This is a genomic window from Psychrobacter sp. 78a-MNA-CIBAN-0178 (assembly GCF_040309625.1).
GTDB classification, from domain to species: Bacteria; Pseudomonadota; Gammaproteobacteria; order Pseudomonadales; family Moraxellaceae; genus Psychrobacter; species Psychrobacter okhotskensis.
The window spans coordinates 20107-42818 of record NZ_JBEOOZ010000018.1 but is presented as its reverse complement, the minus strand read 5'-3'; the positions used below and the strand labels follow the sequence as shown (position 1 = coordinate 42818).

Here is a 22712-nt window from a genome sequence, read left to right as displayed (position 1 = left end):
AACCCTTGCCCCGTCGTCCTTTGCCAAAATTTGGACGCGCTTTCACCCCTTAGCAACATAGTTTGCTACTAAAATCAATATAGTATTTTCAAAATTTTCCCGCTATATTGTGCCTACCTACTAATAAAGACGCTACATGTAGTGCTCAATGATTTTTATCATTATTTCGAGCAGCTGGATGCTTTTGCCATAAAAAAGCACCGCTAAGCTATTGATTATTAGTAGTTTGATTATTAATTTAATAATAAACGTTTCGCGGACTTAACCGCTTAGCGAATAATATAAGCAATCATCTAAGAGGCTAGCATGACACATATCGACAAAATCCAAGTGACCAAACGTGACGGACGTTTAGAGCCTATTGATTTAGACAAAATTCACAAGGTTATTGCCTGGGCAGCGGACGATTTGGATAACGTGTCTGTGTCACAAGTAGAGCTAAAGTCGCACATTCAGTTTTATGAAGGTATCAAAACTCGTGATATTCACGAGACCATCATCAAGTCTGCCGCTGACCTTATCTCTGAAACCACGCCTGACTATCAGTATTTAGCCGCGCGCTTGGCCATCTTCCATCTGCGTAAGATTGCTTATAATAAATTCACTCCGCCGCACCTATATGACCATGTCAAAAAACTGACTGACGCTGGCAAATATGATCAACATATCCTAGCTGACTATAGCCGTACTGAATTTGATGAATTAGAAGAATACCTCGACCACTGGCGCGATATGAATTTGGCTTATGCTGCTGTTGAGCAAATGGCGGGTAAATACCTCGTGCAAGATCGCGTCAGCAAAACCGTTTATGAGAGCCCGCAGTTCTTATATATGCTGGTCGGTATGTGTCTGTTCGCCAATTACGACAGAGCTGAGCGCATGAGCTATGTGAAGCGCTTCTATGATGCGACTTCAGAGTTCAAAATTTCGCTACCGACGCCAATCATGTCAGGTGTGCGTACGCCATCACGCCAGTTTAGCTCGTGTGTACTGATCGAATGTGGTGATAGCCTAGATTCAATCAACGCGACCACTAGCGCCATCGTACGCTATGTATCGCAGCGCGCTGGTATCGGCATCAACGCTGGTCGTATTCGCGCCCTTGGTAGCCCTATCCGTGGCGGTGAAGCCCAGCATACTGGCTGTATTCCATTCTATAAACTGTTTCAGACAGCTGTTAAATGCTGCTCACAAGGCGGCGTCCGTGGCGGTGCAGCGACGTTGTTCTATCCATTATGGCATTTAGAAGTTGAGTCGTTATTGGTACTCAAAAACAACCGCGGCGTCGAAGACAACCGTGTCCGTCATATGGATTATGGCGTCCAGTTAAACAAGACAATGTACACGCGCCTCATCAAAGGTCAAGATATCTCGCTATTCTCACCGGGTGATACCCCTGGCTTGTACGATGCGTTCTTTGAAGATCAAGACAAATTCGAAGAGTTATACACCAAGTACGAGAATGACCCAAGCATTCGTAGCCGTCAAATCCCAGCGGCAGATTTGTTTAGCCTAATGATGCAAGAGCGCGCCAGCACGGGTCGTATCTATATCCAAAACGTCGACCATTGCAACACTCATAGCCCGTTTGATCCGACGGTCGCTCCGATTCGTCAGTCAAACCTATGCATGGAAATCGCGCTACCGACTAAACCACTTGATAACATTAATGACGAAGAAGGCGAAATCGCGCTTTGTACGCTATCAGCAGTTAACTTAGGTAAAGTTGAAAACGTCAGCGACATCGAAGAGCCAGCTGAGCTAATCGTGCGTGCGCTTGATGCCCTGCTCGACTATCAAGACTATCCAGTCAAAGCTGCTCAAAACGGCAGCATGCGTCGTCGTACACTAGGTGTGGGCGTGATTAACTACGCGTACTACCTTGCTAAAAATGGCGTACGCTATTCAGACGATAGCGCGCTTGGTCTGACCCATCAAACGTTTGAAGCGTTGCAGTTCTATCTCTTGAAAGCGTCAAACAAATTGGCAAAAGAGCAAGGCGCGTGCCCTGCGTTCAATGAGACAACTTACTCGCAAGGTATCTTGCCGATTGATACGTACAAAGCCGACTTGGATAAAATCTGCCAAGAGCCGCTACATCTCGATTGGGAAACGCTACGCACTGAAATCACCACTCACGGTCTGCGCAACTCTACCCTAACTGCCTTGATGCCATCTGAGACTTCTAGTCAGATTGCCAACGCCACCAATGGTATCGAGCCACCACGCGGTCTGGTCTCTATCAAAGCGTCAAAGGACGGTATCCTCAAGCAAGTCGTGCCTGAGATTGACAAGCTAAAAGATCAGTACGAGCTACTATGGCAAATGCCGAACAATGACGGTTATTTAAAGCTCGTCGCTATCATGCAAAAGTTCGTCGATCAAAGTATCTCTGCCAATACTAACTACGATCCGGTTCGTTATGAAGGTGGCCGTGTACCGATGAAGATATTGCTAAAAGACTTGCTAAACGCTTATAAGATGGGTGTAAAAACGTTGTACTACCATAACACTCGTGATGGTGCGAACGATGCCCAAGCGGATATGGAAGATGATTGTGCTGGCGGTGCGTGTAAGATTTAGGATTTGATAAATGGCGGGTTTGGCTTTTTCCTAGTCTAGCTCGCTATCTATTGTTATAAATTTAGATCTATCAAGGATGAAATAATGTCTAACACGGTTAATTCAGCTTTTAACAAGTTTATGAGAAATACGGTTAATTTAGAAAGTCAAAAAGTTGAAATCGCACGTCGTAGTAGAGATTTTCTAAAGAGCAAGATAAATAGCTTTAATGACTTTTTTCCACTCTATAACGATAAAAATATTGATTATGGTTCGTTTGCAAGGAAAACAAAAATACGTGATCTCGATGATATCGATATGATATTTACCTTAAAAGCTAATGGTTGTACTTGGAGAGAAGAATACGATGGAACTGTATACCTCAAATCCCCTCAGTACTTAAACGACTACAATAGTTATCGTCATTCAGATTCACTAGATCTTAATTCTAAAAAAATAGTAAATAAATTTATTTCATCACTGAAGTCTATACCTCATTACACTGCAGCTAATATCCATCGAAATATGCAATCGGTAAGTTTTAAGCTAGACAGTTACGATTGGAACTTTGATATTGTTCCAGCATTCATGACCACAGAGGATTTATTAGGAAAAAGCTATTATCTCATACCTGACGGATATGGTAACTGGATGAAAACTGATCCTAGAATTGATAGAGCAAGAGTTAAAACTATCAATAAAAACCATAACGGTAAGATTTTAGATGCTATTAGAATCACAAAATATTGGCAACGTAGAGCTACTATGCCATCTATGTCTTCGTACTTGCTAGAAAGCATTATACTTGAATATTATGAAAGCAATAGCTCTTCAGACTTTTTAGATATCAACTTTAGAAATATTCTAAATTATCTAAGTCAGAGAATTTATAGTAGTGTAAATGATCCTAAAGGAATACAAGGTGAGATAAATACGCTTAGTCTTGATGAAAAAATCAAGATTTCAATTAAGGCAGAGAATGATGTCAAGATAGCAGATACTGCTAACTATTTAGAAGTTACCAACAAGGATCACGAAAACGCTATTAAAGAATGGAGAAAGGTCTTTGGTATTAACTTCCCAAGTTATGGATAAATAACTATGAATAGCATTGTAGAAAACCAAAAATCTCAAAAATCCATTAAATTAGGCTTAGCTTTTCGTCAGGCTTATAAGAATTCTAAAGATTTTAAAGCTTTACTTTGGGGTTTAACGTTCCTAACTGCAATATCACAATTTATAGCTGTGTTGTTTTCAGAACTGAAGTTGAGTATTCAATATCTAGACGTGTACGTAGTTTCTATTCTTGCAATTTATGTTTTGGTTAGTAGTTTTGGCAAAGCTAAAATGAGGTACTGGCAAGACATAGGTTGCCTTGTCCAACAATATCATGATTTCTATACACTTCATGTGGGTAGTGAGCCTAAACCCTTTGACATATCTCCTTCATTAATAGATTCATTATATAATATACGTATACAAAATAAGCCATCGGACGTTCAAGATTTTGAAACTTGGTGGAATATAAACTTAGATACTATTGACTTCTCAAGAGCCAGACTAATAGGCATTTATAGTACTTTTTCATGGGAAGTGGAACTTAGAACTAACTATCAAGAGAGACTTGGAGTTATTTTATTATTTAGTATTTTATCTCCGATTATAATTTCTACTTTACTGAATTTCACATTAAGAGAAGTAATACTATTTGGATTTGTACCAATCATACCTTTCCTTTCCTTAATTTTAGAGGAATGGCTAGAAAATAAAGAGTGCGTGAACTTAGCTGATAAAATTCGAAATGACTGTTGTAGTGTATGGGAAAATGTAGAGAGCAATAAGCTAAATAGTGATGAAATTGATTCTATGACAATTGAATTAATGCAAAGATGGCACATCTACAGATTGAAAACTCTTCCAATTTTTGAATGGCTATATAAACTTACTCAAAAGAAAATGAACTATGACATGGTTATCAATTCTGACTCATTAATTAAAAATGTCAAAAAATTAGATAACTTGATTTAATATATTATTTACTTTAAACCAGAATTGATAAAACCTTAGAAACACTAGATAAAGTCGTAGGGTACGCCCAGCGCACCGATAATATAGAAACTGTGTTTAAAGCACGTAGGTTAGGTTGACGAAGGAAACCCAACGGTTTGAGTCTTTGTTGGGTCTCGTTCCTCGACACCAACCTACTCTAAAGCATAGAAAGTTGTTAAGAAAGAAGAAAGACGCCCTAGCAAGGATTTTTAGCCGCGACTATAGCGGTATCCTGCTGACGACGATGGCGATGCAGTCCGTGGCTGAACGTAGTATCGAGACAACAGGAATGCGGTCAGACACGATAGACTGCACGCCAGCGGCAAGGCAGATACAAGCGGTAGGCGGGATTGGCTACTGTTATAATTAAAACACACAAAGAATAAAAATGACGGAGGTCATAGACGTGCAATATACCGCAATCATCAAAGACGGTGGTTTGTTTATCCCTAACGTATTTTCAGACCTAAACGATGGCGGCTCGCATATCGTACAAGTAGAAGTAGACATCGATGAAGTTCGTCAGCAATTAAGCGAAGGCGCTGTATCAACACTAGAAACACCAAAGAAAGACACCGCAAAAGCATCAAAAAAACCAGCTAAGAGAATAACCAAAAAAGACGCACAGAAAGAAATACAGCAACTGTCAGATGATGAAGGCTTGAGTGCGCTGCGCAAAAGCGCAATCGATGAATTGGAAGCATTGGATGATGTGGAGCTGAGCGAGATATTTAAAGCGTATATGAATGATGGACAGACGTCAGAACAGATATCGTTAGAGAACTTGTAATCCAATCCAAGCAAACCCAGTCAAATCCATATAAATTAATAACCGTATCACTTATAAAGGCAGTCCCATGACTTATTCGATTTTTTCCCAAACACCAAATGACGCCATGAAAGAGCCGATGTTCTTTGGTCAGCCAGTCAATATTGCCCGCTACGACCAACAAAAGCACCCCATCTTTGAGCAATTAATTGAAAAGCAGCTGTCATTCTTTTGGCGTCCAGAAGAAGTCGATGTGTCAAAAGACCGTATGGACTACGGCAATCTGTCCTCGCATGAGCAGCATATCTTTATCAGTAACCTAAAGTACCAGACCCTACTCGACTCTATCCAAGGTCGTAGCCCAAACGTCGTGCTACTGCCGCTGGTATCGATTCCTGAGCTGGAGACATGGATTGAGACGTGGTCATTCTCTGAGACCATTCACTCACGCAGCTATACCCATATCATTCGTAATATCGTCAACGATCCCGGTATTGTGTTTGACGATATTATGCAAAACGAGCACATTTTAGAGCGTGCTTCAGACATCGCTCAATATTATGACGAGCTGTATCGCAATTCGCAGCTGTATAGCCTGTACGGTGCTGGTACGCACAATATCAACGGTAAAGAAATCACCGTTGATTTGAGGTCACTTAAGAAGCAAATGTATCTGTGCATTATGGCGGTCAACGTCTTAGAAGCCATTCGCTTTTATGTGTCGTTTGCCTGCTCGTTTGCCTTTGCTGAGCGTAAGCTGATGGAAGGTAATGCCAAAATCATTAAACTCATCGCTCGTGATGAAGCGCTGCATTTGACTGGTACGCAGCATATGCTAAACCTCATGCGCAACGGTCGTGACGATCCCGAGATGGTCGAAATTGCCGCAGAGTGCTATGAGGAAAGCATCGAGATATTCCGCAAGGCGGCTGAGCAAGAAAAAGAATGGGCAGGTTATCTGTTCAAAGACGGCTCGATGATTGGTCTGAATAAAGATATTCTGTGCCAATATATCGAATACATCACCAACTTGCGTATGGAAGCGGTGGGCTTGCCATCAGCTTTCCCGAAATCAAAATCAAATCCGATTCCTTGGATCAATACGTGGTTGTCGTCTGACAATGTACAGGTCGCACCGCAAGAAACCGAAATCAGCTCGTACTTGGTCGGTCAGATTGATTCGGACTTATCAGACAGTGACTTTGATGATTTTGAGCTTTAGGCTTTAGTAGCTTTACGCTTTTTACATAGGATTTATCATGACTTGGGTAATGACCAGTAAAAAACAATTCTATTTGCATGATAATGAGAGTCTACTCGATGGACTGTTGCGCACCGGACATGAGGTCAATTATCAGTGCAAGGAAGGCTACTGTGGTAGCTGCCGAGTCAAGCGCATTGCCAGCTCGCATACGGTCGATTACCCGTTTGCTCCGCTTGCGATGATTGAGGACGATGAGATCCTACCCTGCTGCTGCCGTGTGCAAGGGGTGATTTATATCAACCACGAACCAGTCGAGAAATAACCTCTCATTTATAAAACGTTAAGATCAATAAAAAGCGCGCTATCTACATAAGATAACGCGCTTTTTTTATGCTAATAATCTTTTTGAGCCCTTGCGCCAATTATTCTGACCCAAGAAACTACTGAGCCACGCCATCTTGGTCAAACAGTTTTAGCAGCTCTTCACGCATACGGTCACGCTCGGCTTCTGACATCATGGGCGTCTCTTGTCCACCGTCTTGCATGTTGGGTTGACCAAGACCATTCATGGTCTCATCTTCGATAATAACAGGGCGCTCGACTGGCTCTTGCACAGGACGCTCCTCTAACAGTATCTTCACTTGCGCATTTTTACCACGGCGTAATATCTGGGCGTTTAGCTCAGTATTGGGTGGTTTGCGAGCGACATACTGAATCAGCGTGTTGGCATCGGTCATCTCAACGCCATCAATCGTCAGGATGATATCGCCAACGCGCAGACCACTCTTGGCAGCTGGACCTTTATCGATAACATTTAGCACTTCTACACCCGTCGAGGTTTCAAGCTGCGTCGGATCCCGAAGCTGCGACTGTATCTCAATACCTAGCCAGCCGCGACTGACCTTACCATCTTTGATCAGAGCATTCATCACTTGCTCAACTAGGGCGGTCGGGATAGCAAAACCAATGCCCATCGAGCCACCAGAGCGTGAGTAAATAGCCGTATTAATACCAACCAATTCACCGCGCGCATCAACCAGTGCGCCGCCCGAGTTACCGGGATTGATAGCGGCATCGGTTTGGATAAAGTCTTCAAACTTATTGACCCCAAGTCCAGTACGACCCGTTGCTGAAATAATCCCTTGCGTCACTGTTTGACCGACACCGAACGGATTACCAATCGCTAATGCAATGTCTCCCACTTTAATAGGTTCTTCACGGAAGCCTAACGGTGTCAATCCAGTCATGTCGACCCGAATCACTGCCAAATCACTGTCTGGGTCGGTACCGATAAGCTTAGCGCGACTCTTACGACCATCATTAAAGGCAACGGTAATCTCATCTGCCTTTTCGATTACGTGCGCATTGGTGACGATAAAGCCGTCTTCTGACACAATCACACCCGAGCCCAAGTTGGTTGGGCCTTGATCTTGTGGCGGTCCACCATGGAACTCAAAGAAGCGGCGCAACACAGGATCATCCATATAAGGATGCTCCGCCATGGTCTGTGTCGTATAGATGTTGACCACTGACTGCGACGCACGGCTAACGGCATTATGATAAGAGGAAATAGGCGTTGGCGTATCGGCTACAGGTTCCGACGCTGCCTGCTCAGCAGCCGAGGTTCTTGGTGGCTCCCAAGTGGCTTCTGACGGCGTCTTCATACTGGTGAATAACCAGATAAACGCTGCAAGCACTAACAGTAATAAAATCCACGGTAACCATTTTAATAGAGACGTCTTGTTGTTGGTGTTCGGGGCTGGCGACATAGATAAAACCTCTATAAATTTGATACAAACAGGCAATGACCAATAAGATGAGACACTTTGTGCTAAGTAGATATTATTGATTGACTAGCTGGCTGTACTTAATTACTTAGAAGTACTAATTCGAAGCACTGATTATAAGTGCTAACTAGAACTTAATAATTAGATAAACTCACGTATGCAAATTATACCCGCCCGCACCTTTAATTGGTAACGTATCGTGTACCATTTGAGTTATTAGCTTTGTCTACTCTTTGACACCACCATGTTAAAATGATGGCTATAAAAATGCATCTGCTTTTGACCATTATTCAATCAAGCGCCGCATTGATAAATCTAATTGCTAAATTGATGCTATCAAATAAAATACGATCATAGTAAAACCCGAAGACAATAAAACACGATGATAATGAAACGCCATAATAAGGAAAAACGATGACAGCTAATAATAGCTCAACTGACGTAACCAATACAATTATTACCGCGCAAAGCTTAGCCACTTTTTGTGATGATTATTTATCTGCTAGCGCCTTTCAGGATTATGCGCCTAACGGTCTACAAGTAGATGGCGGACGTCCTATTCAGCGAGTGGTCACGGGGGTGACCGCCTGTGAAGCGTTGATTGATGCCGCTATTGCTGATAATGCCGACGCTATAGTGGTGCATCATGGTTATTTTTGGAAAGGGGAACCCGCGCCCATTACGGGTATGAAAGGTCGACGTATCCGTAAATTAATGCAGCACGGCATATCGATGCTTGGCTATCACTTACCCCTAGATGCCCATCCAGTTATTGGCAACAACGCAAAACTTGCCGACTTGCTCGATATGACAATTATTGGGCCCCTTTATCCTCATGAGGCGCACCCTGTTGGTAATATTGCGATTTGTGAGCCACAGAATGCTCAAAGTCTTATTGCTCAAACTACCAAGGCATTAGGGCGTATACCCTTACATATTTCGGCCAACTATAAAACCGCTACCAATACTGATGATGAGCGACCGAACGATAGGCTTATCGAGCGTGTGGGCATTTGCACAGGCGGCGCGCAAGACATGATTGAGCAAGCGGCCTTGATGGGTTGTGATGCTTTTATTTCTGGTGAAATATCCGAGCGTACCACCCACCTTGCACGTGAGCTAGGCATTGATTATTTTTCTTGTGGTCATCACGCAACTGAACGTGGTGGTATTCAAGCATTAGGCGATATCATTGCTCAGCAATTTGGACTACCAGTAACATTTATTGATATTGATAATCCAGCCTAGCTTTTACAATCAGTCATTACACTTAGTCTTAGTCATTACGATTAGTCATTATAAAGATGAGCAAAACAGTGCACTCATTCGAATAAACGATATTCAGTCTGTTACGCATGTTAATAAAACTTTAGCGAATGTAGCGATAACGAGTGGATTTCTTACCGTCTATAGCCTAATTGTTAAGTTTTATCGCTCTTTTCTTAACTTAACTTGAATAGTCTACGATATAACCGCATATTGGTACTTGAAGAAAGAACGTTTTGTCATGAAACTTTCCATTTATTACAGCTTCCGGTTATGGCACTAAAATAATGCTGGTAGTTGTTTAAGACTTTATCATGCTACATAAGTGGTAAGGCTTTAAACCGCTATCCATTGAAATACTATGCTTGCACTATATATGTTAGCAACATAGTATTTTTTTATTTTTAGTGTCGCGATGATGGTATTAAATCACCTGTTTGATAAAAAGCGATAAAAATTATCAAGCTTGGTTATTTTACTTACCCTTATTGCTGGACAAGAAACTTTAACAGCCAGCTATCCTATTACTAGTGATTCAAGGTATAGCCAGCCATAAAAGTTAGCATCGTAAAAACAGATGAATGTATTTGCTTAATTAGCAAATTATTATATCAAGATTTTATGCGATGTCTTTGTCTCAATGACTTAATCATGACCTTACCTGTGTTTGACATATAGTTGTTTGGCCACTAGCCATATTTAGTTATCGATGAAGGAATCATCTGATTTATATCCTTCGCGTCGTTGTGCGTCCGGTTTTTAAAATCAATTTAAAAATAGTATTTTAGAACGCTTTGATAACGCACCGATAGCTGGCTGACGACAAACTACCCCACTAACTCTTAGAGAGAGTACGCTAGTGGCGCTATAGTCAAACAAATAGAGTGGCATTTGTCCCATTAAGAGATGCGACTTTATTTAAGAGGCAATATCGATATATGTCAATATTATGGTCATATGTTTGTATGTGTTTTTGCGGTAAGAAGGATGGCTAAAATTAGGAGACATCCATGCAGCGTATTACTTATCGTGTAAAAGTATCTGCGCAAGGGGCCAAACGCCGTATCTCATATTTACTGCGTCCGTCCAAACGCCTACTGAACACTAAAAGTAACCTCGTTACATTCGTTAACCCTGTTACCTCAAGTCGTTTTGCCAGAACCAAGAAACTGGCACAAGTCTCTAGTATCGCCCTGCTCTCTTTGCCTGCTGAGAGCTTTACCACCATGGGTGCGCAGGTGCCAGCCTATGACCATGTCATGTTGGAGAACACCTTGACCATCGCTGCTGTCCCTGGAGATAGTACTTATTTTGCGACGGACGGTTTTCAGCACGGCTTTGGTTATGATTTGGTACGTACCTATGCCGATGAGCTGGGTGTGGACGTCGATCTAAAAGCCTATGCGACTGAAGAAGCCGCACTCAAAGCGGTAAAATCAGGTAATGCTGATATGGCGTTGACGACTGCCAGCACCCAACTCAAAAGCCAGCTGAATTTGTCTTCTGTCAATGTTAGCTGCGGCTATGATGCCAGTTTGACCAAAAACGGTCTACATCCAAAAGTCAGTTGGACATTTAATTCAGCCAATGATCCGCTATCACAAAAAGCCAGTTACTTCCTATGCGACAGTATCAAGCTTCAAAACACCCAAAAGCTGGCCGCTTTTTATAATCAGAACTTGTTAAAAGATGCGTATAGCCAAGACCATTTCCAAAAAACGCTGACAGAAAAGCTGCCTGATTATCAGTCGTCTTTTGAAGAGCAAGCGCGCAACTACAATCATGATTGGGAATTGCTGGTGGCGATGGGCTATCAAGAATCACATCTTGATGCCAATGCGGTATCGCCGACTGGGGTACGCGGCATTATGATGCTGACCAATAACACCGCAAAGGCGATGGGCGTGTCTAATCGTGTCGACCCTTATGAGAGTATCGGTGGTGGTGCGCGTTATCTAGAGCAAATGAAATCAGACTTTGCCGATGTACCCAAAACCGATCGTATTTGGTTTGCACTGGCGGGCTATAATATGGGGCCGAACGCAGTAAAAAGCATTCAGCGTAAATTGAGAGCTCAGGGCATCGATGACAAAAGCTGGGCGAACGTTTATGCCTACCTTGCTGAAAATAGAGCGTCTAATAGCCGTTATGGACAAGCGATGCATTATGTCAGTAACATTAGGAGCTATCTTGAAACTATCAAGACGCAAACCGTTTAATGACCCTTCTTTTTGGTTTAATGATTCTTCTGTTTTAAAGCCTGATAGTAGAAGACTCATAGTAAAAGCTTCGTAATAAAAGCTTTTGAATAAAATACGTATAAAACTTTTCCAATAAAAAAGCTGCTCTTTTATAAGAGCAGCTTTTTTGATTTTTAACCTGTACTAAATGCGACTATATTAGCGATTTGGTACGGTTAGACGCTGACCACGCTGTAGCATGGTATCAGCTTTTATATTGTTCATATCCGCAAGCTCTTGAGTCGACACCCCATACTTACGGGCGAGACCAATCAAACTATCCCCTGAACCAACCGTATAGCTTACCGTTGCTTTAGGGACTTTGATGGTTTGGCCACGCTGTAGCTGAGCATTGGTCGCGAGATCATTGGTCGCTGCCAAATCTTCGACTGCAATACCAAACTGACGAGCCAGCGCGATTAAGCCATCGCCTGATTTGACTTTATAACTCTCAGTATTGCCCAGTTTTTTGCCACTACTGGCTGTACTGGTCGTGGTACTAGCAGCGCTGTTGCTAGTACTTTGATTACTAGTACTAGAAGTAGCTTTGGCAGGAGCACTACCGTTAGCAGGAATGGTAATCGTACGACCCAATATCAAGTTAGAGTTGGTTTTTAAGTTGTTGGCTGCTGCCAAATCGCCCAAACCAATATTGTAACGTTGAGCGACACCCGTTAAGGTATCTCCTGATTTTACTTTATAACTGACCGCCTTGTCATTTAACTGACGATCAACCAATTCCTTAGAAGCTGGAACTTTGATCGTTTGACCGCGTTGTAGACGCGCCTTAGCATCGAAGTTGCTATTCACCGCAGCCAACTCTGCCGCACTGACGCCCACACTATTGGCAATGCCGATTAAGGTATCACCTGATTTTACTTTATAGTTGGTCGTTGGTACTGAAGAGCTTGCGCTACTAGTCGAACTACTAGTACTAGTGCTGCTATTAGTAGAATTAAAATCTACGCTAGCCGGTACTTTTAACGTCTGACCCACGTATAAAGAGTTAGTAGTACCGATGTTGTTAAGACTGGCTAAGGTTTCGGTTGAGATATTAAATTGACGTGCTAAGGCAATAAGACCATCGCCTGCTTTGACTTTGTAGTTCTTAGTCGCTGTCGACGACTTGCTTGGTTTAGTCGATGGTGCAGCAGGTGTCGTTGCTGGCGCCGTGACCTTACCGGGAATCAACCACAGCTTTTGGCCTCTCAGCAAGTCAGCGCGACTGCTGAGGTTGTTATAACTTGCGAGTTGGGTCACTGATAAACCGAAACGATTGGCCGTACCAATGAGCGTGTCGCCGCTTTGTACCACATAGCTCTCAGGCTGGCTAGCAGCGCTTGTGCTACTGCTACTTATCGGCTCAATGGTTTTAGCATCATATAAATATAATGTGCTGCCAGATAGTAGCTTAGCGCTAGCATCTATTTGGTTCCATTCAGCGATGTCACGCCAGCTTACACCAGCACGAGTGGCGATGTTTGATAAGGTATCGCCGCGTTTTACGGTATAAGTGGTGCGCGCGCCTTGTGGCTTGGGCTTACTGACTGAGGTTTTTGGGAAGCTCAGTTTTTTCTCTTCGCCGCGCGCTTCTAGAATAGACTGCTGCGTCTGTACTGCAGATAAATTAATATTACCATCCGCATTGATGACGTTGGTTTCAGCCGTACTGTTACGAATTTGATTGGCAATAAAGTCACGCTCTTCTTTACTTAGCGGTGGCTCTTGGACAATGGTATTATTTTGGGTAATCTGCGCAGAGGTGGTCGGTAGACTGTTGCTACTTTTGAGCTCCGCATTGATTTTGTTGGTTTCTGCCGTGGTCAGTGGTGGCTCAGTACGCACAGCGGCATTGTTACTATAGACAGAGCTGCTCGTCGGCGTGGCTGATGGTGAGATATAACTGGTCGTTTGCTGAGGCACACTGGCGCTCGCTGCATAATCTGCAAGTGCACTACCTGTAGACGGCAATGACGTGCCGGTGGTGTACGGCTTGCTATTGTAGCTTGGCGTCGTTGGTGCATTCGGGTTAGTATTACTCGTAGCAATGACATTACTACTACCGTTCCCTCGTAATGAGCTTAATTTTGCATCAGTATTAAGGCTTACATCATTCGGAATAATGATACGCTGCGGGCCTGAGGAATCAACACGGGCTGACGTCAGCGCAGTATTCAGCCTTTCTAATTCGTCGTAACTGACGCCTGTTACTTGCGATACTTCAGCTAAGCTAACGCCATAGTTCACTGGCACACTACGGAAATGCTGACGGTTGGCAATAGCAGGCAAGTAGACACCATATTGCTCAGGTTTTGCCACAATTTCAGCCACTGCCAAAAAGCGTGGTACATAGTTCATGGTCTCAGTCGGTAATCTGAGTGACCAATAATCAGTTGGTAAACCGCGAGCCGCATTGGCATCGATTGCTTTTTGCACGCGACCAGGACCCGCGTTATAAGCGGCCAAGGCCAGCTCCCAACTACCGAACTGATTATGTAGGGCTGTCAAAAAGTCATATGCAGCGCGGGTCGATTCGATGACATCACGGCGACCGTCGTAACTACTGCTTTGATTGAGACCATAAATACGGCCCGTACTCGGAATGAACTGCCATAGGCCAGCGGCCGCGGCACTACTGGTACCACTTGGATCATAGGAGCTCTCAATCACCGGCAATAATGCAAGCTCAGTAGGGATATTACGACGCTCAGCTTCTCGTACGGTATGGTATAGATAGCGACTGGCACGTGCCGTTAAACGGTTTAGATAATCCTGTCTGCTAGTAAACCAACCTTTTTGCCCTTCGATACGTTGGTTATAAACAGGCTGTCCACCGTTCATGCGATAGCCTGCACGTAGGCGATTCCACAAGTCCCCGTATTGTTGAATGGCAAGTTTATTACCTTCAACCATCGTCATGTCGGTCGCTTCTAACAAATCGGCCAGCTCGTCTAAGCTCTCGGCATCTAAAAACGCCGTTGAATAATCAGCGTTCGTGCTTGGCTTAGCAGCTTGAGTGGTAGGACGTTTGGTAACCACAGCTGAGCTGTTGGTCATGCCCTTATTTTTTACCGTTGACGTATTACTACAAGCACTGATAAGTAAAGTCGATACCGCGAGCGTCAAGGGTAAGGCAATAAATGAGCGAGAGTTTGATAGCACAGTAGACATGATATTGGAAGTTTCCTAACGACAAGAATTGATAAGGTAATATTGAGGGCTAGTATAGTATGCAATGTTAAACAAAGACTAGCCTAATATAAAAGATAATAATCAGCTATTACTCTAAAAGCCACGACGACATGATAAACGTATGTAAAAATCGAACGTTTAGACGTACAGCTACTAAAACTTTGGATGATTATTATCTTTTTTATAGCTCAGCGCTGAATATAAACGACAAGCCATCACTACTGACTATAAGCACTGATTACAAGTACTGAATGCTTAGTTAATAGCGACTTGTGATACAGCACGTAGCAGGACGGCATTACCAGTAGATAGGGTCAGAGTGACGCGCGAGGTGGTAACGAATGACACATTACGACCATCTTTTACCCAGCTCTCATTGGTGGTAACATTTGCCTTAGCTTGATTGCCAGTGATAACAACATTATCTACCGAGATATCGTAGCGATAATTAGACGTATCATTCCAGCTATTTTGTAATAGCTTTAAATAAGCGTCTTTGTCTAAGCTGGTAGATTTGCCTTTTCTTGATAATGAAATCAACGCATCATCAGAGACCAGACGCGCGACTTGATTGATGCTTTTATTATTCGCTGATGACTTCATGGCAGCTGCATAGCTTTGCACCAAATCTTCGGTCATGGTTGCCGCTTGCGCAGTGATGCTGACCGTACTTGCTACAGCAACAACTGCTGCTAGACCAGCACTTTTTAGCAATAGAGCCAATAGCCCTTTTCCCCATAGTCGTTTCATGATAATCCTTAGCGATACTTTTTCGTTGTTGTCATTAATTGACGTTTGGCATTTACTTACTATTTAATTGCGCTTTGCTGTTTGTTTAAGACTGTTAACAGCATACTCGAATAGTGGCTTTAGCCTATCACTCAATTCTCACAGTCATGTGACACCCTGTGTAATTCTTGCGAATATCATTTTACTATGAACGTCTTATACCTTTACTACCCTACAGCACTTATTACTCTAAAGCACTGACCATACGTCAACAGCACTGTCATGACTCAGAAGCCCAACGTATGGCGCATCAATGGTAATGCTATGGCTTATGTATTACTGTCTTCATACTGCTCATCATCGCTCAGCTTCATGCCCAAACGCTCTACGCGTCTGTCCATCATTTGCCGTGCGAGCGCCTGCATATCTTCAACGCGGTCTATTTCATCAACAATTTCTAGACCCAATAACGTTTCGAACACGTCTTCTAAGGTGACTAGCCCTTTTACTTCACCATATTCGCCCACGGTAATGGCAATATGGATACGATTCTTTAGCATAAGCTCTAGCAAGTCAAACAATTTCATTTTTGAAAATACAAAGGTGATATCGCGTTTAAATTGAGTCAATGGCTTATGCATAGCGTGATTGACTTTCGCCAACAACATATCTGTTTTTAAGACAAAACCAGTAATATTGTCCAAGTCACCATCATAAATCGGTAGTCGTGAAAAGGTTAGTTTAGGACGATCAACCAACAATTCAGCCACGGTCTTGTTTTCTTCGAACGCCAGCATCACCGAGCGCGGCGTCATGATATCTTCGACTTTAATAGCGCCAAATGCGAGTAAATTACGAATAATTCGAGATTCTAGTGGGTCAATTTGTCCAGACTCTTCACCAATACTAGCAAGCGCGGCAAACTCACGACGGCTAAACACATGGGTCTCTTTACCACGTACCAATAGCTTAGTCAGACGCTCCGAGAACCAAATGACTGGGTATAGCGCAACAATTATCGTGCGCACAAAGTAAGCAACTAAGCCACTTAAACGGCGCCAATACATCGTGCCTAACGTTTTGGGGATAATTTCAGAGAATATCAAAATAGCCAAAGTCATAATGGCCGAAAAGACACCAAACCACGTACTGCCGAAGACAATCGTGGCCTGTGCACCAGCACCAATAGAGCCGAGCGTATGAGCGGCGGTATTTAGTGTCAAAATAGCAGCCAGCGACTGATCGATATTGTCAACTTTTAGCTGCTTGAGCATTTGGCCTTTTTTGGGATTGTTTTCTTGAATATCTGCAATGTATGAAGGCGTCATGCTCAGCAAAACAGACTCAGCCAGAGAGCAGATAAACGAGATGCCAATAGCGATCAGCACAAACAAGATAAGCAGCAGTACACTGGCAGCAGTCGGTTCTGCTAAGCCTTCAGCCGCCCATACCGCTTTTGGCAACATAAAAGTGGTCAATACAGTTAGCAGAGACAACGATTTTATGCCCAAGCCTAAGCGAGGGTTATGGCGCATCGTCGGGGGAGGTTCAGCAGAAGCGTCTTTACGACAAGCGCGTGGACGACACAAACGAGGTATAAACATAGAAGTGGTGGACAAGTTAGGTAACCTAAACATAAAAGAGAAAAAGGAATCGGGAGATAGAATAAGCAAACCACATCGGACAACAAACCATCTATGATAAATCTAAACCGTACTTATAAATGGTCAATTAACGCAGCTTTCTTATCCTCTATTAGCACTTATTATATAGGGCGTGTTGAACATTCACAAATAGGCACTGCTGATTGCTAAAATGGTTTCATACAAGGCGCAAGTCGACGATAATGTTAATACCTTAGCTAGACTTGCAACGCAGTATGAGGCGATTTTAGCATCAGCCCGTAGGGACAGGACTGTTTTTTGCCGCTTCTGTGTTAAAAATAGACGTTTAGAAAGACTAAACTTAAGATTTTTAACGTTGAATCGCCTAAAAAATAGTCTCTGTCAGTGCCATGGTCGAATGTTCAACACGCCCTAGTCAATCCAAAATAATATCGATAAATTGATAAAAGCAAATCAAGTACAAGCATTATACCAGTATGGTTAACAAGGTTGATGCTGTCGCGGTTTTATAGTGGGCAGAATATGGCTCAATAGAGAGTGCACTAAATACAGGCAATCATTGTCTTTTGATAGTAGCACTGATGATGTGAATGCACAATAAGTCACTATTTATTAAAAAGGTTGTTTTGAGCCATTTTGTTGAGCGCTTTGCTCAACTTGATAGCATTTTTTAAACAGATATTGCTAGCGATAGCGCGCTAATAATGCTTACTTTATTAATGAGGTTTATAACTAAGGGTTTGCACGAATTCAACTCCTAGACCTTATAAGACGTACCCTTATAAGACGCACCCCTATTTTTGTAATAACGATAAATCTGAAATAAATCTCAGGGCACATTCTCTCTTTAAAAATGATTAAAAAATTAAGATAAATGTGAGGGTCTGTTGAACATTCAAATATTAGGATTGCTGATTGCTAAAATCGTCCCAAACCTTTTATCAAATCAGGCGTAAACCGACGATAATGTCGAGACCTTAGCTAGGTTTACAACAACGTTTGGGGTGATTTTAGTATCAGCCTTTCAGGGCAGGGCTATTTTTTGCCAATACATGGCGAAATTATCTAACCTAGAATGACTAGGCGTTAAGAATTTCACTGCGTATTGTCTAAAAAATAGCCACTGCCAGTGCCACATTTGAATGTTCAACAGACCCTAAGTAAACAAGCCAAATACTGTCGATAGTATATGCGTATTTGATGGGAGTTGGCCTAGATATGGCCATTTTTAAACCTTCATTATGACTATCTCTAGAATTGAGGATGCGACCTAGTATGCCAGTACGTTAAGAAAAACACGCCTAGCCTATGATTAACAGTTACCAAGTCTAGGATTTTTTGTTACTATGCGTTTAATTTATTATTATCTATGACTCACTGAGAGAAATTATGTTTTTATTTATCCAAGCTGCTCATGCCGCCGAAACTGCTGGTGCTGCATCACTATTTGGCCAAATTTTATTACCTGTTGCTTTTTTTGCCATTTTTTACTTTTTGGTTATTCGCCCACAGTCTAAGCGTACCAAAGAGCACCGCGCCATGGTCAGTGCGTTGACTGTTGGTAGCGAAATCATCTTTGCTGGTGGACTGATGGGTCGTATCAAAGCCATAGAAGGCGATTACGCGGTTGTTAGCTTGAATAATAATACGGATGTCAAAGTACAACGTGCTTCTGTCATCTCAGTATTGCCAGCTGGCACTATCGAAAGCGTTTAATCGTTATTAATAAATCTGATAATGATTGAACATTAGTTGTTACTAATTGATGGCAGTTATGAATTAATAGTTGTAATAACTTTAAAATGACCGTACATTATTTACGGTCATTTTTCGCTTTACCTTTTACGCTTTACTATCATCGCGGATGATCGCAATGGTGCATGATGACGACTGCTAAATACCGCACTCAACCATTGCTATCGCTAACTTCCCATCTGCTAACTTGTGGCCTGCGTCGCCAATAGTTTATCAACCTAAAGAAGTGATTATGCAATATCCCGCTTGGAAATACTTACTGATTGCCGTCGTGCTAATCATTGCCGGTCTGTATGCTGCTCCTAACCTCTATCCTGATGAACCTGCCGTACAGATTACAAGTGCCGCAGCAGGTACGCAGCTGTCTGATGGTATCTTAACCCAGTCTCAAAGCTTACTCGAAGAGGCTGGAATTAATAATCATGATGGTACCTTTGAAGGCAACAGTGCGCTGGTACGTCTTGATAACCCCGTCGAGCAGCTCAAAGCTCAGGAAGTACTGCGCCAGAATCTGGGCGAAGACTATGTGGTCGCGCTTAACTTAGCGCAGACGACCCCGCAGTGGCTGCGTGATATCGGTGCTAAGCCGATGAAGCTTGGTCTCGATTTGCGCGGTGGTGTTCGTTTTGTACTAGAAGTTGACATGGACAAGGCTCTCGATCAACGCCTGACTAGTGCGAGCCGCGATGTACGTCGTGACCTACGGGCTGAGCGTATCGCGATCAAAGGCATCAAAACTGAAAACCAAGGCATCATGCTGCATTTCGCTGATACCGATGCGCGTAACCGTGCACAAAACGTCTTGCAAGGCTCAATGGGTAATACCTTCAGTTTACAGTCTTCTATTGATGACCAAGGCCCTGCCCTGATTTTGGCGTACAACGATGCCACGCTAGATGAAATCAATAGCTATGCGGTCAATCAAAACTTGACGACCCTACGCAATCGTATTGCTGAGCTTGGCGTCACAGAGGCCTTAGTACAATCACAAGGCGCGAGTCGTATCGTCGTGGAATTGCCAGGTGTGCAAGATACTGCAGAAGCCAAACGTGTGCTTGGTCGCACAGCGAACCTTGAGTTCCGGATGGTCGCTGAAGATAGTGAAAACTATATGGGCGGTATTCCTCCTGCTGGTACCGAAGCATTCCCGTTTGAGACGCTTGATGGTCCACCAGTACTTTTAGAGCGCCAATCTATCGTGACCGGTGATAAAGTCACTAACGCGCAGACGGGTATTGATGAGAGTGGCTCACCTGAAGTCAGCATTACTTTGGACAGCGCTGGTGGCAAGCTGATGCAAAACGCCACGCGTACTGCTGTTGGTAAACAGATGGCCGTGCTATTCATTGAAAACAAGCAACGTATCACTTACGAAGAAGATCCAGCGACTGGCGAAACAGTCGAAGTACGTACGCCTTATGCTGAAACCAAAGTCATCAACCGCGCTAATATTCAAGCGGTACTGGGCTCCTCTTTCCGTATTACTGGTCTTGATAGTAGCGCAGAAGCGGCAGAACTTGCATTACTCCTACGTTCAGGCGCCTTAGCCGCACCGATGTATTTTGTAGAAGAGCGCACGATTGGCCCCTCATTGGGTCAAGAGAATATTGACAAAGGCCTGTTTTCTACGCAGGTAGGTTACTTATTAGTCTTTGCCTTTATGATCATTTTCTACCGTCTGTTTGGGGTCATTGCCAACGTGGCGCTAGCGATTAACGTCATCATTATCATTGCCATTATGTCAATTTTAGGCTCATCACTGACCCTACCCGGTATTGCCGGTATCGTCTTGACCATCGGTATGGCAGTCGATGCCAACGTGCTGATTTTTGAGCGAATACGTGAGGAGCTGGCAAATGGCGTCCGACCAAAATCCGCCATTGTGGCCGGCTTTGATCGCGCCTTTAGTAGTATCTTCGATGCCAACATCACCACCTTATTGGTCGCCTTTATCTTATTTGCGATTGGTACCGGTCCGATTAAAGGCTTTGCGGTCACTTTAGCTATTGGTATTGTCAGCTCGCTATTTACCGCGATTTTGGTAACGCGTGCTCTGGTACAAATTGCTTACGGTAAACGTAAATCTATCAAACGTTTGAGCATCGGTTAGGAGAAACATATGGCGATCGATAAGAATAATCCCCTAGAACAACAGAATAACCCAGATCGAAATGGCTCAAATGGCGACTCAAATAGTGGCAGTACGCGCCGCCGTAACAAACCACGTCGTGATGGTAAAGGTAGCAATACTAAAACCAACAACCCTACCACAGCCGCATCGGGTAAAAATAAAACGCGTCGTGGTGGTCAAAATTCTCAAGCATTGACGACTCAAACCGCAGAGACGAGCACTGCTATTGATCAGAGTCAATTGATCAGTGATGCCGCTGAGGATGCTGCTGCACAAGCTGAGGGTGGTATCAAAGCCGTCGGCAACCAGCGCATTATCCCCTTTATGAAGATAGAAAAGCCAATGGCTATTTTATCGTTACTCATGGTGATTGGTAGTATTATCGCGATTGCTGTTAATGGTCTAAATTTTGGTCTAGATTTTACTGGTGGTGTATCAGCAGATGTACGTTACGAGCAGCCGGCTGAGCAAGTAGAAGTGGTCAAAGCCTTGGCCGACAATGGCTTCGATGATGCCGTCGTACAGTATCTTGGCACACGTCAAGAGCTACTAGTTCGCTTACCACCTCAGTCTGACAACATTGACGGACTCAATGCCAGTCTTAGCGCCGCGTTAGCATTGCCTAATAACACGGTTGAAATCAGTAATGTAAATATCATTGGTAGCCAAGTAGGTAATGAAGTCTACTTAAACTCTGTTATGTCGCTGGTCTTGGCCTTGGCTTGTATGCTTGGTTATGTCGCGCTACGTTTCCAGTTTAAGCTGTCTCTAGGTGCAGTGCTGTCACTGTTCCACGATGCTATCGTGACCATTGGTGTCTTTGCCTTATTCGGCTTTCCGTTTGACCTGACCGTTTTGGCAGCTATTCTGGCATTGATCGGTTATTCCTTGAACGATACCATCGTTGTCTATGACCGTATTCGTGAGAACTTCCGCCGTGTCCGTGGTATTACGCCGCGTCAAACGATTGATTTATCATTAACAGAGACGTTACGTCGTACCATTATGACTATCTCAACCGTATTACTGGTTGTTTTAGCCATGTTGTTCTTGGGCGGTGACGGTCTCTATTGGTTCTCGGTTGCACTGTTCATCGGTTTGCTGGCTGGTACTTATTCATCAACCTATATCGCAAGTTCTATCCCGCTACGTATGGGGCTATCTCGTGATGATTTCGTGGTGAAGGTTAAGCCTGAATTTGAAGAAGAAATTGTGACCTTTAATGATCCAAAAATGTTTGAGCAAGACAATATTTAAAGCAACTTAGTTAAGCTTTAAATAAAAGAGTATTCAAACAAGCTTATAATCCGTTTTTCACTATACGGAAGTGAGCTACCAATAAAAGCACCTGACTCATAATCAATGAGTGTTAGGTGCTTTTATCTTTATATGGTTCTATAAAT

The 22712-nt window shown here is 43.2% G+C and carries 16 protein-coding genes; 12 read left to right on the top strand and 4 right to left on the bottom strand.

The window, feature by feature from the left end; translation table 11 throughout:
• Positions 1-306 precede the first annotated feature (306 nt).
• From nrdA to yfaE, 7 genes are all read left to right on the top strand, one after another.
• The gene (nrdA, locus tag AAEY80_RS10440; protein ID WP_350588271.1) at positions 307-2583 is read left to right on the top strand and encodes a class 1a ribonucleoside-diphosphate reductase subunit alpha; all 2277 of its coding nucleotides are present in this window, start codon (positions 307-309) and stop codon (positions 2581-2583) included.
• 84 nt (positions 2584-2667) lie between these two features.
• Positions 2668-3657, top strand: a complete 990-nt coding sequence (locus AAEY80_RS10435; RefSeq protein WP_350588270.1) for an SMODS domain-containing nucleotidyltransferase — start codon at positions 2668-2670, stop codon at positions 3655-3657.
• Positions 3658-3663: 6 nt separating this feature from the next.
• Positions 3664-4590 carry an S-4TM family putative pore-forming effector gene (locus tag AAEY80_RS10430; RefSeq protein WP_350588269.1) on the top strand — a complete coding sequence of 309 codons (927 nt, stop codon included), beginning with the start codon at positions 3664-3666 and terminating at the stop codon, positions 4588-4590.
• Positions 4591-4783: 193 nt separating this feature from the next.
• On the top strand, positions 4784-4981 hold the full coding sequence (locus tag AAEY80_RS10425; protein ID WP_350588268.1) for a hypothetical protein: 198 nt from the start codon (positions 4784-4786) through the stop codon (positions 4979-4981).
• Positions 4982-4999: 18 nt separating this feature from the next.
• Positions 5000-5401 carry a hypothetical protein gene (locus AAEY80_RS10420; RefSeq protein ID WP_350588267.1) on the top strand — a complete coding sequence of 134 codons (402 nt, stop codon included), beginning with the start codon at positions 5000-5002 and terminating at the stop codon, positions 5399-5401.
• 67 nt (positions 5402-5468) lie between these two features.
• The gene (nrdB, locus tag AAEY80_RS10415; protein WP_025653278.1) at positions 5469-6602 is read left to right on the top strand and encodes a class Ia ribonucleoside-diphosphate reductase subunit beta; all 1134 of its coding nucleotides are present in this window, start codon (positions 5469-5471) and stop codon (positions 6600-6602) included.
• Between the two features lie 37 nt (positions 6603-6639).
• Positions 6640-6906: a class I ribonucleotide reductase maintenance protein YfaE gene (gene yfaE / locus AAEY80_RS10410; RefSeq protein WP_160020842.1), complete on the top strand. Its 267-nt coding sequence runs from the start codon at positions 6640-6642 to the stop codon at positions 6904-6906.
• 118 nt (positions 6907-7024) lie between these two features.
• On the opposite strand, the gene AAEY80_RS10405 is transcribed toward yfaE, so the two are convergent.
• Positions 7025-8353 (bottom strand): S1C family serine protease, encoded by a 1329-nt coding sequence (locus AAEY80_RS10405; protein WP_025653276.1) that lies wholly within the window; start codon positions 8351-8353, stop codon positions 7025-7027.
• A gap of 432 nt (positions 8354-8785) precedes the next feature.
• On the opposite strand from AAEY80_RS10405, the gene AAEY80_RS10400 reads away from it, so the two are divergent.
• On the top strand, positions 8786-9619 hold the full coding sequence (locus AAEY80_RS10400; protein WP_201617393.1) for a Nif3-like dinuclear metal center hexameric protein: 834 nt from the start codon (positions 8786-8788) through the stop codon (positions 9617-9619).
• A 1028-nt stretch (positions 9620-10647) separates the two neighbouring features.
• On the top strand, positions 10648-11856 hold the full coding sequence (locus AAEY80_RS10395) for a transglycosylase SLT domain-containing protein (protein WP_025653274.1): 1209 nt from the start codon (positions 10648-10650) through the stop codon (positions 11854-11856).
• A gap of 180 nt (positions 11857-12036) precedes the next feature.
• Here AAEY80_RS10395 and AAEY80_RS10390 read toward each other — a convergent pair whose 3' ends face one another.
• The 3 genes from AAEY80_RS10390 to AAEY80_RS10380 form a co-directional block, all read right to left on the bottom strand.
• Positions 12037-15048, bottom strand: a complete 3012-nt coding sequence (locus AAEY80_RS10390) for a LysM peptidoglycan-binding domain-containing protein (protein ID WP_025653273.1) — start codon at positions 15046-15048, stop codon at positions 12037-12039.
• Between the two features lie 276 nt (positions 15049-15324).
• Positions 15325-15819, bottom strand: a complete 495-nt coding sequence (locus AAEY80_RS10385; RefSeq protein WP_025653272.1) for a hypothetical protein — start codon at positions 15817-15819, stop codon at positions 15325-15327.
• A gap of 308 nt (positions 15820-16127) precedes the next feature.
• The gene (locus tag AAEY80_RS10380) at positions 16128-17402 is read right to left on the bottom strand and encodes a CNNM domain-containing protein (RefSeq protein WP_350588275.1); all 1275 of its coding nucleotides are present in this window, start codon (positions 17400-17402) and stop codon (positions 16128-16130) included.
• Between the two features lie 1410 nt (positions 17403-18812).
• On the opposite strand from AAEY80_RS10380, the gene yajC reads away from it, so the two are divergent.
• The 3 genes from yajC (at position 18813) to secF (ending at position 22566) form a co-directional block, all read left to right on the top strand.
• Positions 18813-19139 (top strand): preprotein translocase subunit YajC, encoded by a 327-nt coding sequence (yajC, locus tag AAEY80_RS10375; RefSeq protein WP_025653270.1) that lies wholly within the window; start codon positions 18813-18815, stop codon positions 19137-19139.
• Between the two features lie 271 nt (positions 19140-19410).
• The gene (gene secD, locus AAEY80_RS10370) at positions 19411-21288 is read left to right on the top strand and encodes a protein translocase subunit SecD (RefSeq protein ID WP_025653269.1); all 1878 of its coding nucleotides are present in this window, start codon (positions 19411-19413) and stop codon (positions 21286-21288) included.
• Positions 21289-21297: 9 nt separating this feature from the next.
• Positions 21298-22566, top strand: coding sequence for a protein translocase subunit SecF (secF, locus tag AAEY80_RS10365; RefSeq protein WP_025653268.1), 1269 nt, complete (start codon positions 21298-21300; stop codon positions 22564-22566).
• The last annotated feature ends 146 nt before the right edge of the window (positions 22567-22712 follow it).

Coding starts and splice junctions, on each gene's coding strand:
- nrdA (WP_350588271.1), top strand. CDS start 307: ATGACACATATCGACAAAATCCAAGTGACCAAACGTGACGGACGTTTA.
- AAEY80_RS10435 (WP_350588270.1), top strand. CDS start 2,668: ATGTCTAACACGGTTAATTCAGCTTTTAACAAGTTTATGAGAAATACG.
- AAEY80_RS10430 (WP_350588269.1), top strand. CDS start 3,664: ATGAATAGCATTGTAGAAAACCAAAAATCTCAAAAATCCATTAAATTA.
- AAEY80_RS10420 (WP_350588267.1), top strand. CDS start 5,000: ATGACGGAGGTCATAGACGTGCAATATACCGCAATCATCAAAGACGGT.
- nrdB (WP_025653278.1), top strand. CDS start 5,469: ATGACTTATTCGATTTTTTCCCAAACACCAAATGACGCCATGAAAGAG.
- yfaE (WP_160020842.1), top strand. CDS start 6,640: ATGACTTGGGTAATGACCAGTAAAAAACAATTCTATTTGCATGATAAT.
- AAEY80_RS10405 (WP_025653276.1), bottom strand. CDS start 8,353: ATGTCGCCAGCCCCGAACACCAACAACAAGACGTCTCTATTAAAATGG.
- AAEY80_RS10400 (WP_201617393.1), top strand. CDS start 8,786: ATGACAGCTAATAATAGCTCAACTGACGTAACCAATACAATTATTACC.
- AAEY80_RS10395 (WP_025653274.1), top strand. CDS start 10,648: ATGCAGCGTATTACTTATCGTGTAAAAGTATCTGCGCAAGGGGCCAAA.
- AAEY80_RS10390 (WP_025653273.1), bottom strand. CDS start 15,048: ATGTCTACTGTGCTATCAAACTCTCGCTCATTTATTGCCTTACCCTTG.
- AAEY80_RS10385 (WP_025653272.1), bottom strand. CDS start 15,819: ATGAAACGACTATGGGGAAAAGGGCTATTGGCTCTATTGCTAAAAAGT.
- AAEY80_RS10380 (WP_350588275.1), bottom strand. CDS start 17,402: ATGTTTATACCTCGTTTGTGTCGTCCACGCGCTTGTCGTAAAGACGCT.
- yajC (WP_025653270.1), top strand. CDS start 18,813: ATGTTTTTATTTATCCAAGCTGCTCATGCCGCCGAAACTGCTGGTGCT.
- secD (WP_025653269.1), top strand. CDS start 19,411: ATGCAATATCCCGCTTGGAAATACTTACTGATTGCCGTCGTGCTAATC.
- secF (WP_025653268.1), top strand. CDS start 21,298: ATGGCGATCGATAAGAATAATCCCCTAGAACAACAGAATAACCCAGAT.